This window comes from Mesorhizobium yinganensis (assembly GCF_040081985.1).
GTDB lineage: Bacteria > Pseudomonadota > Alphaproteobacteria > Rhizobiales > Rhizobiaceae > Kumtagia > Kumtagia yinganensis.
The window spans coordinates 195777-209762 of sequence record NZ_JBEBMH010000001.1; the positions used below are offsets into that span (position 1 = coordinate 195777).

At 64.7% G+C, this 13986-nt stretch carries 17 protein-coding genes; 8 read left to right on the plus strand and 9 right to left on the minus strand.

All coding sequences use genetic code 11. The annotated features are described in order from the left end of the window. Positions 1–107 precede the first annotated feature (107 nt). The gene (locus ABMA59_RS00945; protein ID WP_349003416.1) at positions 108–920 is read left to right on the plus strand and encodes a chromate resistance protein ChrB domain-containing protein; all 813 of its coding nucleotides are present in this window, start codon (positions 108–110) and stop codon (positions 918–920) included. Further along, positions 921–2270 (plus strand): chromate efflux transporter, encoded by a 1350-nt coding sequence (gene chrA, locus ABMA59_RS00950; protein ID WP_425475853.1) that lies wholly within the window; start codon positions 921–923, stop codon positions 2268–2270. It begins immediately after the preceding gene. Positions 2271–2332: 62 nt separating this feature from the next. Here the strand turns inward: chrA and ABMA59_RS00955 are convergent, their stop codons facing one another. The 5 genes from ABMA59_RS00955 to pgeF form a co-directional block, all read right to left on the minus strand. Next, positions 2333–2959, minus strand: a complete 627-nt coding sequence (locus ABMA59_RS00955) for an ATPase (RefSeq protein ID WP_349003417.1) — start codon at positions 2957–2959, stop codon at positions 2333–2335. Position 2960: 1 nt separating this feature from the next. Further along, positions 2961–3896 (minus strand): ribose-phosphate pyrophosphokinase, encoded by a 936-nt coding sequence (locus tag ABMA59_RS00960; RefSeq protein WP_349003418.1) that lies wholly within the window; start codon positions 3894–3896, stop codon positions 2961–2963. Positions 3897–4004: 108 nt separating this feature from the next. Then, positions 4005–4580: a hypothetical protein gene (locus ABMA59_RS00965; protein ID WP_425475860.1), complete on the minus strand. Its 576-nt coding sequence runs from the start codon at positions 4578–4580 to the stop codon at positions 4005–4007. A gap of 61 nt (positions 4581–4641) precedes the next feature. Continuing rightward, on the minus strand, positions 4642–5793 hold the full coding sequence (locus tag ABMA59_RS00970) for a M24 family metallopeptidase (protein WP_349003420.1): 1152 nt from the start codon (positions 5791–5793) through the stop codon (positions 4642–4644). Continuing rightward, positions 5793–6587: a peptidoglycan editing factor PgeF gene (pgeF, locus tag ABMA59_RS00975; protein WP_349003421.1), complete on the minus strand. Its 795-nt coding sequence runs from the start codon at positions 6585–6587 to the stop codon at positions 5793–5795. The genes ABMA59_RS00970 and pgeF overlap by 1 nt, the downstream gene beginning before the upstream one ends. 221 nt (positions 6588–6808) lie before the next feature. Here pgeF and ABMA59_RS00980 point away from each other — a divergent pair, with 221 nt between their 5' ends. Continuing rightward, complete coding sequence (locus ABMA59_RS00980) at positions 6809–7150, plus strand: hypothetical protein (protein WP_349003422.1); 342 nt, start codon at positions 6809–6811, stop codon at positions 7148–7150. Positions 7151–7223: 73 nt separating this feature from the next. Here the strand turns inward: ABMA59_RS00980 and ABMA59_RS00985 are convergent, their stop codons facing one another. Beyond that, positions 7224–7787 (minus strand): Kazal-type serine protease inhibitor domain-containing protein, encoded by a 564-nt coding sequence (locus ABMA59_RS00985; protein ID WP_349003423.1) that lies wholly within the window; start codon positions 7785–7787, stop codon positions 7224–7226. A gap of 402 nt (positions 7788–8189) precedes the next feature. Here ABMA59_RS00985 and ABMA59_RS00990 point away from each other — a divergent pair, with 402 nt between their 5' ends. The 4 genes from ABMA59_RS00990 (at position 8190) to ABMA59_RS01005 (ending at position 10654) form a co-directional block, all read left to right on the plus strand. After that, complete coding sequence (locus tag ABMA59_RS00990; protein WP_308059115.1) at positions 8190–8402, plus strand: cold-shock protein; 213 nt, start codon at positions 8190–8192, stop codon at positions 8400–8402. Between the two features lie 425 nt (positions 8403–8827). Further along, positions 8828–9040, plus strand: coding sequence for a cold-shock protein (locus ABMA59_RS00995; protein WP_349003424.1), 213 nt, complete (start codon positions 8828–8830; stop codon positions 9038–9040). 241 nt (positions 9041–9281) lie between these two features. Further along, complete coding sequence (locus tag ABMA59_RS01000) at positions 9282–9740, plus strand: BA14K family protein (RefSeq protein WP_349003425.1); 459 nt, start codon at positions 9282–9284, stop codon at positions 9738–9740. 191 nt (positions 9741–9931) lie between these two features. Then, positions 9932–10654: a 3-keto-5-aminohexanoate cleavage protein gene (locus ABMA59_RS01005; RefSeq protein WP_349003426.1), complete on the plus strand. Its 723-nt coding sequence runs from the start codon at positions 9932–9934 to the stop codon at positions 10652–10654. A 358-nt stretch (positions 10655–11012) separates the two neighbouring features. Here ABMA59_RS01005 and ABMA59_RS01010 read toward each other — a convergent pair whose 3' ends face one another. The 3 genes from ABMA59_RS01010 to ABMA59_RS01020 form a co-directional block, all read right to left on the minus strand. Next, positions 11013–11660 carry an MBL fold metallo-hydrolase gene (locus ABMA59_RS01010; RefSeq protein ID WP_349003427.1) on the minus strand — a complete coding sequence of 216 codons (648 nt, stop codon included), beginning with the start codon at positions 11658–11660 and terminating at the stop codon, positions 11013–11015. Between the two features lie 210 nt (positions 11661–11870). Beyond that, positions 11871–12155 (minus strand): hypothetical protein, encoded by a 285-nt coding sequence (locus tag ABMA59_RS01015; RefSeq protein WP_349003428.1) that lies wholly within the window; start codon positions 12153–12155, stop codon positions 11871–11873. Positions 12156–12319: 164 nt separating this feature from the next. Beyond that, positions 12320–13213, minus strand: a complete 894-nt coding sequence (locus ABMA59_RS01020) for a branched-chain amino acid aminotransferase (RefSeq protein WP_349003429.1) — start codon at positions 13211–13213, stop codon at positions 12320–12322. A gap of 244 nt (positions 13214–13457) precedes the next feature. Here ABMA59_RS01020 and ABMA59_RS01025 point away from each other — a divergent pair, with 244 nt between their 5' ends. Beyond that, positions 13458–13985 carry a MarR family winged helix-turn-helix transcriptional regulator gene (locus tag ABMA59_RS01025; RefSeq protein ID WP_349003430.1) on the plus strand — a complete coding sequence of 176 codons (528 nt, stop codon included), beginning with the start codon at positions 13458–13460 and terminating at the stop codon, positions 13983–13985. The last annotated feature ends 1 nt before the right edge of the window (position 13986 follow it).

Here is a 13986-nt window from a genome sequence, read left to right on the forward strand (position 1 = left end):
TGAACAAGGGCACGGCAAGAGCTATGCTTGCCTGATCGGGGGCATGGTGGACTCCCCGTGAGGCTTTTGCCCAAGTTCCGCCTTCGCAACCTATGCGGAGGAAATCCATGCCTCGCTATCTCTCGCCCTCTGACCTTATTCCGCTCGTCGGCACCAGCCGGTCGCCCTTGTTCGTCGATGTGCGAAGGCCGGCGGCCCTCGCCGCGTCCCCGCTTCGCATCGCCGGCGCCATCTGGCGCGACCACATGAAGGCCGGCGAATCCCCGCCTTTGTCACCGGATCGACAACCGATCGTGGTCTATTGCGCGCATGGTCACAATGTCAGCGAGATAGCGGTGGCGAATCTGATTGCCGCCGGCGTCGATGCGGCTGTGCTCGAAGGCGGGCTTGATGCCTGGATTGCGGCAAAAGGCCAGACCGCCGCGCGCGAGGCGCATGGCATCGATGCCAATCTTCCCGAACCGAGCGTCTGGGTGACGAGGGAGCGGCCGAAGATCGACCGTATCGCCTGCCCCTGGCTGATACGCCGGTTCATCGATCCGTTCGCGGTGTTCCATTTCGTCGCCGCCGAATGGGTGGCCGACATCGCCGGGGAGACCGGCTGGATACCGTTCGACGTCAAGGACGTGTTTTATTCGCATCGCGGCGACGACTGCACCTTCGACACGCTGATCGCCGAGTTCGGCCTTGCCGATCCGGCGCTCCTGCATCTGGCGAGGATCGTCCGCGGCGCCGACACCGCGCGCCTGGATCTCGAACCGCAGGCGGCGGGGCTGCTTGCCATCTCGCTCGGCCTGTCGGCCACGGAACCGGATGACCTCGCGCAACTGGAAAAAGGAATGGTCCTTTACGACGCCCTTTACGGCTGGTGCCGCCATGCCACCGGCGAGACGCACAACTGGCCGGCGAGGGCGGCGTAGATGGACCGCATGTCGGACGAACCGGAAACGACCTCGATTGCCTTGAACGCGCAGCCGAGCCTTGGCGAGGCGACGCGGGTTTTCGGCAAGATCGGCCTGCTGTCCTTTGGCGGCCCGGCCGGGCAGATCGCGCTGATGCATCGCATCCTGGTCGACGAAAAACGCTGGTTGGACGAACCGCGTTTCCTGCATGCGCTGAACTACTGCATGCTGCTGCCTGGCCCGGAAGCGATGCAGCTCGCCACCTATTCCGGCTGGCTGCTGCATGGCGTGCGCGGCGGGCTGATCGCCGGGCTGCTGTTCGTCTTGCCTGGCGCCGCGATCATCATCGCGCTGTCGGCGATCTACCTGCTCGTCGGCCATGTGACGCTCGTTCAGGGTTTCCTGTTCGGACTGAAGGCTGCGGTGCTGGCCGTGGTACTGGAGGCGCTGGTAAAAGTGTCGCGGCGGGCGCTGCTCGACCTGCCGGCGGTGCTTATCGCCATCGCTGCCTTCGTCGCCATCGCGTTCCTGAAGCTGCCGTTCCCGCTGATCATTCTCGTTGCGGCGGCTATTGGCGCGGTGCGGCACCTGCTCACAGGAGAGGCGAAGGGGACTTCGGCGGGGACCGCGCCGGACAACGGCGTGCCGGAATGGGCGCGGCCAAGCTGGCGGCGTTTTGCCTCCACACTCGCCATCTGGCTGGCGATCTGGCTGGTGCCGCTGGCGGCGCTTTATAGCGCTTTTGGCGGCAGCCACGTGTTCGCCGCCGAAGCCGGGTTCTTCTCGAAAATGGCGATGGTCACCTTCGGCGGCGCCTATGCGGTGCTGGCCTATGTCGCGCAGCAGGCCGTCGAGGTCTATGGCTGGCTGAAACCGGACGAAATGCTGACCGGGCTGGGGCTGGCCGAGACCACGCCCGGACCGCTGATCCTTGTGCTGGTCTTCGTCGCTTTCCTGGGGGGCGCCAGGCTTTCCGGGCTCGACCCGCTGTCGGGTGGGCTGGCGGGGGCGGCGGTGACCTTATGGTTCACCTTCGTGCCCTGCTTCCTGTGGATTTTCGTCGGTGCGCCCTATGTCGAGACGGTGCGCCGTGTGCGCTGGCTGGCGGCAGCCCTCGCCGCCGTGACGGCGGCGGTGGTCGGCATCATTGCCAATCTTGCAGTCTGGTTCGGCCTGCATGTGCTGTTCGGCAAGGTCGACGAAATCGCCGCCGGGCCATTTGCGGTGCCGCTGCCTGACTTTTCCAGCTTCGACTGGCTGGCCGCGCTGATTGCGCTCGCCGCCGCGGTCGCACTGCTGCGGCTGAAGGCCAACATGATCCTGGTGCTGGCATTGGCGGCGGTGGCGGGGATGCTGGGCGGCCTCTAAAGCCCGGCGCCGCCGGGCCGGGGTCGTTCGGACGTGGCTGTCGAAGCCCGCGATGACCGGCCTCAATCTTGAAGATTGCCGGAGGCCAATCCGCCCGCCTGCCCGACGAAGCCGCGCACATAGTCGTTGGCGCCTGCCAAACTGTCGGCGTCGCGGTGGACCACGGTGCTGCCTTGACCTTCGGCGGCAAGGCAAGGCCGAACGCCGGAAGCCTCATAGATGCGCCAAAGATCGGCGGCGGCGCAATAGGCGGGAAGGTTTTCGTGGCTCCGCTGAAAACGCCGCAGCACGATCGGCTCCGGCACGTCGTGCCCGCCTTCGGCGACACGGCGTGCGATGCGCTGCAGGCAGATATCGGGATCTCGGACGCTGAAATACAGCAAGGTCGGCGATAATCCCGCTGCCTTTGCCTCCCGCATCAAGGCCAGATGCGTTTGGCCGGACATCGTCGTCTCCACGGTGAAGACTTCCCGACGGCCGATGAAGTCCCGGGCACGGGCGAGTACGATCCGCGCGGCTTCGCGCTCCGCCTTGCGCGGTTCGAGCGGAGACAGGCCGCGGGCAATCTCGTCGAGATTGACGAAGTTGGTGGAGCCGCTGACGGCGGGCACGTTGCGGAAAGCATAGGTGGTCTTGCCGACACCATTCGGGCCTGCGATCAGCCAGAACCGTTTCGGCCCGTTTGTCATTTCAATCGAACAGGCTGGAGACGGATTCCTCCGTCGCGGTGCGTGAGATCGCCTCGCCGATCAGGTCGCCGATGGAAACGACGCGGATGTTGTGGGCGTCGCCGACGGCCTGCGTCGGCTGGATCGAATCGGTGATCACCAGTTCCTGCAGTTTCGAGCCGGTGATGCGCGCCACCGCGCCGCCCGACAGCACGCCATGGGTGATGTAGGCCGTCACGCTGCTGGCACCTTTTTCCAGCAGCGCGTCGGCGGCGTTGCACAGAGTGCCGCCGGAATCGACGATATCGTCGAACAGCAGGCAGTCCCTGCCTTTCACGTCGCCAATGATGTTCATGACTTCCGACTCGCCCGGCCGCTCGCGGCGCTTGTCGACGATGGCAAGCTGCGCGTCGACGCGCTTGGCGAGCGCGCGGGCGCGGACCACGCCGCCGACGTCGGGCGACACCACGACGACGTTGGCAAGCTGCTTGTATTTCGACTTCACGTCGCGGGCCATGACCGGCACCGAGAACAGGTTGTCCGTGGGGATGTCGAAGAAACCCTGAATCTGGCCGGCATGCAGGTCAAGCGTCAGCACGCGGTTAGCGCCGGCGCGCGCGATCATGTTGGCGACCAGCTTTGCCGAGATCGGCGTGCGGCCCGAGGCTCGGCGGTCCTGGCGCGCATAGCCGAAATAGGGGATGACCGCCGTGATGCGCCGCGCCGACGACCGCATGAAGGCGTCGATCATGATCAGCAGTTCCATCAGGTGATCGTTGGTCGGGAAAGACGTCGACTGCAGGATGAAGACGTCCTCGCCGCGCACGTTCTCCTGGATCTCGACAAAAATCTCCTGGTCGGCGAAGCGCCGGACCGTCGCCTTGCCGATCGGTATATTCAGGTAGCGGGCTACTCCCTCTGCCAGGGTCCTGTTGGAGTTGCCCGCAAAAAGTTTCATGTGCCGTTTCCGAAGGGATGGATCAGCGGGCTTTTAACCGCCCGCCGCGCCATTGCAAGCGCAACGCGGCAGGTTGTCCCGACAAATACGCTGTTTCGGGCCTCTGGCTCACCCGGAGCGGCTGCCGAGCCAGGTGGCGAGTTGTTCGATGGTGGCGTCGCCGATCGCCTGCATGGAGGCCGCGGGCACCGCCGCCCAGCCCGCGCCGCCCGCCGAGGCCGATTTCTGCTGGCCCGATATGCGGTGGACGCGGTTGCCGGTCGGATCGTAGACGTCCCACACATAGATGACGGTCGTTTCCTTGCCCTCGACCAGCGGCGTGAAGTAGCCCTTGAGCTGCAGGGTGGCGGCCGGGTCGGCGCTGCCCACCATGCGGATGCCGCGTTGCCGGGCCGCCGCCGCCAGGCGCTCGGACAGGGAGGTCGCGGCTTCGACCGAGGTGCCGACGATGGGAGCGATCTGGACGCGCGCGCTCGCAACGGCGGCCGTTTGCGCTGGAGTCGCCGCGGCCGCCCTTGGCGGAATGGCCGAAGGCTGGCCAGCCGCCGTCTGCGAGGGAGGCGCCGACGGGTCGGGTGTGGTGGAAGCGGTGGTCGGCGTTATCGCCGAAGGTTCCAGCACGTCCTGTGTACTGGAACAGGCCGCAAGAGAGGCTGCGGCGAGCAGCAGCGCCGCGGCCGGCATCATGCGCCTTTTGCCCTCAAGCCATGGTTTCAATACGAAAACCCTTTAGTCGACCGACGATTCACTTCACGATCAAGTCGAGATCATGGCGGGAGAGCGGCTTGGGCTGCGTTTCGGTGGTCAGGTATGTGCGGCCCAGCGTCATTGCCGTTTCGGTCTCGGAATCCATGATGATCATATGGGCGAACAGCGTCATGTTGGGGGCGATGGGTTCCGTGTTGCCCTGATAGAACATCGGCGTGTCCATCCACCTCGGCGTGAAGCGGGCGCCGACCGAATAGCCGCAGGCGTTCAGCCTGTGCCGGGTGAGACCGTGCGCCTCGATCGTGCGGGAATGGGCGTCGAACACGTCGCCGAACGTGTTGCCGGGCGCCATCGCCTTTTCCACCGCCGCCAGTGCGTCGCGGGCAGCCTCGAACAGTTCCTGATGCCGTTTCGATGCCTTGCCGGTCAGCACCGTGCGCATCATCGGCGCATGGTAGTGGTGGAACACGCCGGCCCATTCCAGGGTCAGCTGGTCGTTCTTGGTGAGTTTGCGCCGGCCGGCCTTGTAGCGGCAGAGCAGGGCGTCGGCGCCCGAGCCGATGATGAATTCGTTGGCGGGATAGTCGCCGCCGCCGGCAAAAATCGCGCCCTGCATGGCAGCCAGGATCGCGCCCTCGTCGCCGCCCTGGACAATGAGCGGCAGCGCCGCATCCAGGGCCTCGTCGGAAAGCGCTGCGGCGCGCTCGGCCTTCACGATCTCCGCCGGGCTCTTGAACTGGCGCAGCCGGGGGACAATGCCCGAGGCGTCGACAATCTGGCCGAAGGTCGAAAGCTGCTCGTCGAGCCGCCGGCCGTTATAGGCGGTGAGCCCATGCGTGTCGTATTCGACGCCGATGCGGGCGCCGAGCAGACCGAGGTCGTTGAGCAGATTGCGCAGGTCGAGCGCCGGATTGGCCTTCTCGCGGTCGAGCCAGACGACGACGTTGTCGATGGTCGAGGTGTGCTTGGCCTGCCTCAAATCGGCGGACCGGGTGAGCAGCACCATGGAGCCGTCGGCCTTCAGCACCAGGCATTGGAAGAAGCAGAAGCCGAATGTGTCGTAGCCGGTCAGCCAGTACATGCTTTCCTGCGCGAACAGCAGCATGGCGTCTATCTTCTTTTCCGCCATCTCGATGACCAGGCGGTCGCGCCGGGCGTCGAATTCGGAGCGCTCGAAATGCAGGGCCATCAGATTTCCTCCAAGACGATGGCCGAGATCAGCCGGCCGTAATCCGCTTCCTTGCGGTGCGTCGTGCGGCGATAGGAGAAGAACAGGTCTTCCTCGGCATAGGTGCAGCGGTTCAGCGCATCCGCCGTGACGCCGGTCTTGCGCAGCCGGTCGACGGTGTAGCGGTTGAGGTCGAACAAGGCATGGCCGGGTTTTTCGGACGGCACAAAATAGGCGGCGTTGCCGGCGTCGGCCTCCACGAAGCGGTCGACGAATTCCGGGCCGACCTCGTAATTCGCGGGACCGATCGACGGGCCAAGCACGGCCAGGATATTTTTTCGCGTCGCGCCTAGCTTCTCCATGGCCGCGACGGTGTTTTCCAAAACCCCCGTGAAGGCGCCTTTCCAGCCGGCATGGGCCGCGCCGATCACCCTTGCACCGGCGTCGGCGAAGAGGACGGGTCCGCAATCGGCGGAGGTCGCACCAAGCGCCAGACCGGGCCGGTCGGTCACGAGGGCGTCGGCCTGCGGTCGGGGAGAGGGAAGCGGGCCGGTCGCCACGATGACGTCGGGGGAGTGGACCTGGTAGGCCGAAAGCAGCGCATCCGGCGCCACGCCCATCCATTGCGCCACGCGGCGACGGTTTTCCGCGACCCTATGCGCGTCGTCGGCGGAACCGTTGCCGATGTTGAGGCCGCGATAGATGCCCTCGGAAACGCCGCCCTTGCGGGTGAAAAAGCCATGGCGGATGCCGCGTGGACGCGCTTCGTCGAGCAGGGGCGAGCGCAGCGGGTCGGGCTTGTGCTGGTCTGTCATCCGCCGCCTTGTCGTCCGTGAGCATGGGGACCGTCAAGGCGAAATTCTTTCGCGCCGATCCCTCGGCGCGGGAAGTTGGGCCACGCCACGCACCGAGTCAACCGGCGTTCCCGCTAGCGACTCGGCACGGGGCACGCGGATCAAAGGATTGTTAATAACCGACTGTATCATAGGTGGCGCTTTGCACTGTGTCGGCGGCATGTCGTTATCCGGGATCGGACATGAACAGATTTTTGGCCGTTGCCGCCGTGATGCTGCTGCCGTCCTTCGCCGGTGCAGCCAGTGCCGGTGCGGCAATGCCGTCCGCGCCGGGAATGCGCGGACCGGTCGTAGTGCAGGCTGGCGGTTGTCATGCCGATGTACGCCGCCACTACGTGCCCGAATACGGCCGGACGGTCACGCATTTTCACAAGCGCGACTGTGCGCCGATCCGCGCCGGCGGCGGCCCGGTCGTCCGCGACTGCCACCGCGACGTGCGCTTGCACCGCATCGGCGGCGTGCCGGTCTGGCACCGCCATGTCGGGCCTGACTGCGCGGTGCGTGTCGTCAGCCACAGCAACTGATTTGTCCGAGCGACAAGGCGCGGCGGGCATAGAACCCACCGCGCCGACGCGCTGGACGATCCGCACGTGAAGGTCAGCAGGGTTCGTCGCTGACGATCCGGTAGCGGGCGGATTCGGCCTCGCAGGCGTTGGGGAAGGTGCGGACATCGCCACCGCGCCGCGCGCACACCGGCTTGTATTCGCGCGTGCAGAAACGAGGCTCTTCACCGCCACCGCCACCGCCACCGCCACCGCCACCGCCACGACGGCATTCGCCGCGGTCGATCACGCGGTAGCCGGCGGCTTCGGCGACGCAGGCGTTGGAGAAGGTCTGGCGGTCGCCGCCGCGCCGCGCGCAGACCGGATCGTATTCGCGGGTGCAGGCGCGAGGCTGGTCGCGATCGTCGCTGCGGCGGCATTCGCCGCGCCGCACGATCCGGAAACCGGCATTGTCGGCGAGGCAGGCGTTGGCGAACGTCCGCTGGTCGCCGCCGCGCCGCCCGCAGACCGGGTCGAATTCGCGGGTGCAGAAGCCGCCGTCGGGGATCGGGCGGGGCCTTGGGCCGGAATCCTCGACCGCGACCGTACACGCCGCAAGGACGACAAGCGCCAGGGCGAGCACCGCGTCGCGCAGTTTGATCCTCGACAGCAAACGCATGCTCGTCCTCCCTCGGCTCCGACGCAGCCGGATGTGGCCGGGATGATCGGCATTTCGAGTGCGAATGCAATCCCCATACAGGCGGCGACGGTTGCATGGGGCCGTCTGGGCCGACCGAGACCATGGCCTTGCGGAGCCGACTAATGCGCAAAGCCTTGCAAAGACTGGCTTGCGGCTTGCGAAAGGCACATTTCCATGCGATACATTTCGTGTTCGGGCATTTGCTTACCCGGAGACTGGACCGTTTTTGGACGAAACCTTTCCCCGATACTGTGAATATCTGACGGCCCCTTGTTGGCGGGGGCGGATTGCATGGTCGCCAAGCTTACGCCGGTGTCGGGTCTCCGGGGCATCCCGTGATACGCGCCGGGACAACCGCAACGGGTGAAGGAGCTTTCCCCCATGTCCCAGACGGGAACCGTCAAGTTCTTCAACGCTACCAAAGGTTTCGGCTTCATCACGCCGGACGGCGGCGCCAAGGACGTCTTCGTGCATATCTCGGCGATCGAGAAGTCAGGCCTGCGCACGCTGGTCGACGGCCAGAAGGTTTCCTTCGACGTCGAGCCGGACCGCATGGGCAAGGGACCGAAGGCCGTCAACCTGCGCGCATCCTGAGACCGCGCCTGTCCTGAAGTGGCCCAACGACAAGCGCGGCGTGGCGGTTTGACCGCCGCGCCGATTTTGTATCTGAAACATCCCTGCGGTGCCTAAACCGGTTCCTCCGGCTTGTCAGACCGCTGCACCTTGGTTTTCCAGGCAACTTCGTCGCGCAACGGTGCGGGCGGGGAAGATTTTCGCTTGCCCCTTTCGCAAAAATGAAGGACTAATTTCGTTCTCGGGCATTTTGCAGGCCCGGAGACGGGAATGGCATGCGGCGGTTGCTTGCGGAAGCGCCGACGAAGCGCGGCAACAAAGAATAGAGGGCATCGGCCAGGCCCCCCAGCGCGACCAGGCAATTTCTTCTCCTTGCCGAATGACCGGGAGCCGTGTGGGCAGGAACCCCGCCGGGCTTCTTTCTATGGCGTTACAAGGAGTTACCCATGCCGCAGCACGGCACCGTCAAGTTCTTCAACCATGCAAAGGGCTTCGGTTTCATCACGCCCGACGATGGCGCCAAGGACGTATTCGTCCATATTTCTGCGGTCCAGGCTTCCGGCCTGCCAGGCCTCGAAGACGGCCAGAAGGTGAGCTTCGATACCGAACCGGACAAGCGCGGCAAGGGTCCCAAGGCGGTCAACCTGACCATCGGCTGACTCACGAGGCCCTGTCCGGTTCGACAGGCAGGCCAGTGTCGAAGTGTCCCGTCGCCGCGAAGGTGCGGCTCCGTTTCGTCGCGGCATGTGCCGTGCGGCAAATCACTGCCGATCACCGGTTGGTTACGGGTGGCCATCATTCCGCCCGACGGTTCGTTCAGCTTGCGTTCAGGTGCGCCGGTCCATTGCTCATCCGATATAGGGCGACGCTGGTTGCCGCCGCCGGTCGAAGGAGATCGAAATGAACCGTTTGCTCAAGTCGGCCGTGCTCGGCCTTGCTGTCTCGGCCGCCACCTTGTCCGCGCTGCCGGCCGCGCAAGCCGGCGACGGCTGGCGGCACAATCACTATAACCACTACAATTACAACTCGTCCGGCGACCTCGTCGCCGCCGGTGTGCTGGGACTGGCGGTCGGCGCGCTCGCCGCCGGCGTGGCGACTGCCCCGCGATATTACGAGCCGGAGCCGGTCTACGTCGAGCCGGCCTACCGCGAGCCTGTTCGCGTCTACCGGGAGCCGCGTCCTGCGCCCTATCGCGGATATTACGCCGACGAACCTGAGGTCGTTTACGCCACGGGCGGGCTCGAGCCGTGGTCGCCTGATTGGTACGACTATTGCGCGGGCCGCTACCGCTCGTTCAATCCGCGCACCGGCACCTTTACGGGTTATGACGGGCTCCAGCATTTCTGCCAGGCAAACTGATCGCCGGCTCGTCGAACTGGTCCGTCAAAAGGCGCCGCCGAGGGGCGGCGCCTTTTGCGTTGCTGCCTGGACCCGCCGGCCATGCGAGGCGGCCTCTTCCTGACGGCCTGATGTCCGGTGCAACGCGCGCGCTCCTACCCTGCCGCATCCGCTTCGGCTAAGCTCGGCTGATCTTCAACCCGGCGCGACAAATGATCGTTCAGGCCTGCATCAACGGCGCGCGCTCCGCCAGCTTCCATCCGGGACTGCCGCTGACGGCGGAAGCCATGGCGCGGGACGCCGCCGCCTGCGTCCTGGCGGGCGCGGCCGAGTTGCATATCCATCCCAGGGAACCGGGCGAGCGGGAAAGCCTTGCCGCCATCGACGCAACCATCCCGCTGGTGCGAAAGGCCTGTCCGGGCACGCTGGTCGGCGTGTCGACCGGCGCCTGGATCGAGGATGATGAAGCGCGGACGCGCGCGCTCATCGACGGCTGGCGCGAATTGCCGGATTATGCGTCCGTCAACCTCTCGGAGCCTGACGCGCCGGCGGTGATGGAGCGGCTGCGGGCGCGCGGCGTCGGCATCGAGGCGGGATTGGCGTCGGTGGCGGATGCCGAGCGTCTCATCGGGCTCGACAGCGGCGGCAGACTATTCCGCGTCCTCATCGAGATATCCGAACAGGATTTTGCCGAAGCCAGCGAGGTCGCCCATGGCATCCATGCTGTGCTGCAGCGGGCCTGCCTGCGCAAGCCGATCCTCCTGCATGGCCAGGACGCCACCGTCTGGCCCTTCGTGGAACGCGCCGCCGAACGGCACTGGTCGACGCGGGTCGGACTGGAGGACGGCAGCTACCTTCCCGACGGGAGTATCGCTTCAGGAAATGCGGCGCTGGTCGCTGCGGCGGTGGAGGTTTTTCGGTCGAGGAGGCAGTAAGGCAGTAAGGCAGTAAGGCAGTAAGACAGTAAGGCAGTAAGGCAGTAAGGCAGTAAGGCAGTAAGGCAGTAAGGCAGTAAGGCAGTAAGGCAGTAAGGCAGTAAGGCAGTAAGGCAGTAAGGCAGTAAGGCAGTAAGGCAGTAAGGCAGTAAGGCAGTAAGGCAGTAAGGATACCTCTTCCGGGTGGGGCATTCGAAATTCGCACAAAACAATTCAGCGGTCTATTGACCGCGTTGCGTACTCGCGTTTCCTTTCTACTGCCCTACTGCCCTACTGCCCTACTGCCCTACTGCCCTACTGCCCTACTGCCCTACTGCCCTACTGCCCTACTGCCCTACTGCCCTACTGCCCTACTGCCCTACTGCCCTACCAGAAACGGATTGCTCCGCCGTTCGTCGCCAAACCGGCCGCCCGGCCCGTGGCCGCAGATGAAGCCGATATCGTCGCCGAGCGGCAGGAGCTTGTCCTTGATCGAGGAAATCAGCATGGCATGGTTGCCGCCCGGCAGGTCGGTGCGGCCGACCGAACCGTGGAACAGCACGTCGCCGACATGCGCGAATTTCGCGGCGCGGTCGAAATAGACGACATGCCCCGGCGCGTGGCCCGGACAGTGCAGCACCTCGAAGACATGATCGCCGAAGGACACCGTTTCGCCCTCCGTGAGGTAGCGGTCGGGAACGCAGTTTCGCACATTGCCCGACAGGCCGAAGCGCACCGCCTGCTGCTCTAGATTGGAAAGCAGCGAGCGGTCTGCCTCATGCGGGCCGACGATCTCGACGCCCAGCGTGTCCTTCAGATCCATGGCGCCGCCCGCGTGGTCGATATGGCCATGGGTGATCCAGATCGCCTTGATGTCGAAGCCATTGTCGCGGATGGCCGCGAGGATGCGGTCGACGTCCCCGCCCGGATCGACGACCACGCCTTCCTTTGTTTCGTCATCGAAGAGGATCGTGCAGTTCTGCGCGAAAGGGGTGACGGGAACGATCCCGGCGTTCAGATTGCCCATGCTGCTCCTCGTGTGGCGAACCGATCTTGGTTCAACCGTTCCTATGCAACGGAGCGGGGCGAATGGGAAGCTTTGCGGAGAAGCCTGCTGGCGGAACCGCACAAGCTCCTGTTCGAAAACGAGGGTGCTCTGAAGCCGATGGCCTTGGTGCAAAATCTGTCGCGGAAGTGGGCAAGGCGCGGGCGCCTTGCCCTGGCAAGGGTTGTGACCTCAAGCCTTGTTCATCGACTTCATCACCATGCCGACGATGGCCGTCAGCACGCCGCCGCCGACGAGGCCGCCAACCCCATCGCCGAGCACGCCCGACATCGCGCCCTGCACTGCCGGATCGCTGAGCACATTGGTCAGGATCTGGCCGCCGGCCACGCCGCCGATGACGCCGGAGATGACCTTGGTCGCCGCGCTCATCGCAGCCTGCTTCATCGCCGCGCTGACACCGAGCCCGCCAATCGCACCGGCTACTGCCTGGATGATGATAGGGAGAAGTGCTTCCATGTCCAATTCCCTCCTCGGACCTCCGGCATGTGCCGGCGCCTAAAGAGAGACACTGGATTGACGTTGCGTCAATTCTATTCATGACAATACAAGGCGGACGGCGCCTGCCGTCCACCAGTTTTGTCGCAAAATGGTGCTGAAAAGCCGGTTCTGGGCCTGGAAAACTACTCTGCCGCGATTGCCCGCTTCGGCAGCACCGCGGCCGAATAGTCGTTCATCAGCGTCCTGGTGATCTCGCCCGGCTGGAAATTATAGGGGCCGATCTCGGCGACGGGGGTCACCTCGGCGGCCGAACCGGTCAGGAAGCACTGTTCGAAACCTTCGAGTTCTTCCGCCTTGATGATCCGCTCATTGACCTCGAAGCCGCGCTGGCGGGCCAGGTCGATGACGGTCTGGCGGGTGATGCCGTTCAGGAAGCAGTCGGGCACCGGCGTATGGATCTTGCCGTCCTTGACGAAGAAGATGTTGGCGCCGGTGGCCTCGGCGACATAGCCGCGGTAGTCGAACATCATGGCGTCGGCATACCCCTTGGCCTCGGCCGCGTGCTTGGACAGCGTGCAGATCATGTAGAGGCCGGCGGCCTTCGCCTTCGACGGGATGGTGCGCGGGTCGGGACGGCGCCATTCGGCAACGTCGAGGCGGATGCCCTTCATCTTCTGCGCCGGATCGAAATAGCTCGGCCACTGCCAGATGGCGACCGCGCAATTGATCTTGTTGTTCTGGGCCGAGACGCCCATCTGCTCGCTGCCGCGCCAGGCGATCGGCCGGACATAGGCGTCGGCGAAACCCTGCTTCTTCAGCAGTTCGCGGCAGGCGTCGTCGATCTCCGCGACGCTGTAGGGGATGGTGAAGCCCAGGATGCGCGCCGATTCATGCAGGCGCTCGGTATGCTGGGTCAGCTTGAAGATCTCGCCGCCATAGGCGCGCTCGCCTTCGAACACCGCGCTCGCATAATGCAGGCCGTGCGTGAGCACGTGGATCTTGGCGTCCGCCCATTTGACGAATTCGCCATTCATCCAGATAAAGCCTTCGAGTTGATCGAAAGGAACGGATGCCATTTCTGCCTCCCTCGGACCGGAGTCCGTGTTGTTTTTCGTCAGGATCGGCGCCTTCGCGGCGGTCGTCCTTGAATGGAAAGAATATGCCCATGGGTCTGCCGAGGCAAACTCACAAAACGTCGGATATTTCCGCGCCGGCTTTCCTTTTCGTTCGCAATCGACCGAAAAGCTTGGCAAAAATTACCAGCACGCGAAAAATATGTCAATAAGGCTGACATAAATTTCCGATCAAGTCAGGACACGTATGCCAGATCGAACCCAACCGGCCGCCAAACCGATCCGTACCCCGCTTTCCGGCGAGGACGGCATCGACCTCTCGATTATCGAGCTTTTCTTCTTCGCTTATCGCGACTTCACCTCCGATCCCGACCAAATCCTGGAGACCTATGGCTTCGGACGGGCGCACCACCGGGTGCTGCATTTCGTCAACCGCAAGCCGGGGCTTACGGTCGCGGAACTGCTCGACGTGCTGCAGATCACCAAGCAAAGCCTGGCGCGGGTGCTGAAGCAACTGATCGACGCCGGCTACATTATCCAGGTGCCGGGGCCGCGCGACCGCAGGCAGCGCGAACTCTATCCGACGCAAAAGGGCCGACAGCTCGCGCTGGACCTCGCACGGCCACAGTCGCGCCGCATCGATGCCGCATTGAAGGCGATAAGCGCGGGCGAGCGGCGGACCGTCGAGGGTTTCTTGAAGGCCATGGTCAACGCCGAGCTCAGGCCGCAGATCGATCAATTGGCCACACGGCGACAGGGCGACAACGAGGGCTGAG

Bases quoted from the DNA above. Each gene is read 5' to 3' on its own strand.
- ABMA59_RS00945 (WP_349003416.1), top strand. From the start codon at position 108: ATGCCTCGCTATCTCTCGCCCTCTGACCTTATTCCGCTCGTCGGCACC.
- chrA (WP_425475853.1), top strand. From the start codon at position 921: ATGGACCGCATGTCGGACGAACCGGAAACGACCTCGATTGCCTTGAAC.
- ABMA59_RS00955 (WP_349003417.1), bottom strand. From the start codon at position 2,959: ATGACAAACGGGCCGAAACGGTTCTGGCTGATCGCAGGCCCGAATGGT.
- ABMA59_RS00960 (WP_349003418.1), bottom strand. From the start codon at position 3,896: ATGAAACTTTTTGCGGGCAACTCCAACAGGACCCTGGCAGAGGGAGTA.
- ABMA59_RS00965 (WP_425475860.1), bottom strand. From the start codon at position 4,580: ATGCCGGCCGCGGCGCTGCTGCTCGCCGCAGCCTCTCTTGCGGCCTGT.
- ABMA59_RS00970 (WP_349003420.1), bottom strand. From the start codon at position 5,793: ATGGCCCTGCATTTCGAGCGCTCCGAATTCGACGCCCGGCGCGACCGC.
- pgeF (WP_349003421.1), bottom strand. From the start codon at position 6,587: ATGACAGACCAGCACAAGCCCGACCCGCTGCGCTCGCCCCTGCTCGAC.
- ABMA59_RS00980 (WP_349003422.1), top strand. From the start codon at position 6,809: ATGAACAGATTTTTGGCCGTTGCCGCCGTGATGCTGCTGCCGTCCTTC.
- ABMA59_RS00985 (WP_349003423.1), bottom strand. From the start codon at position 7,787: ATGCGTTTGCTGTCGAGGATCAAACTGCGCGACGCGGTGCTCGCCCTG.
- ABMA59_RS00990 (WP_308059115.1), top strand. From the start codon at position 8,190: ATGTCCCAGACGGGAACCGTCAAGTTCTTCAACGCTACCAAAGGTTTC.
- ABMA59_RS00995 (WP_349003424.1), top strand. From the start codon at position 8,828: ATGCCGCAGCACGGCACCGTCAAGTTCTTCAACCATGCAAAGGGCTTC.
- ABMA59_RS01000 (WP_349003425.1), top strand. From the start codon at position 9,282: ATGAACCGTTTGCTCAAGTCGGCCGTGCTCGGCCTTGCTGTCTCGGCC.
- ABMA59_RS01005 (WP_349003426.1), top strand. From the start codon at position 9,932: ATGATCGTTCAGGCCTGCATCAACGGCGCGCGCTCCGCCAGCTTCCAT.
- ABMA59_RS01010 (WP_349003427.1), bottom strand. From the start codon at position 11,660: ATGGGCAATCTGAACGCCGGGATCGTTCCCGTCACCCCTTTCGCGCAG.
- ABMA59_RS01015 (WP_349003428.1), bottom strand. From the start codon at position 12,155: ATGGAAGCACTTCTCCCTATCATCATCCAGGCAGTAGCCGGTGCGATT.
- ABMA59_RS01020 (WP_349003429.1), bottom strand. From the start codon at position 13,213: ATGGCATCCGTTCCTTTCGATCAACTCGAAGGCTTTATCTGGATGAAT.
- ABMA59_RS01025 (WP_349003430.1), top strand. From the start codon at position 13,458: ATGCCAGATCGAACCCAACCGGCCGCCAAACCGATCCGTACCCCGCTT.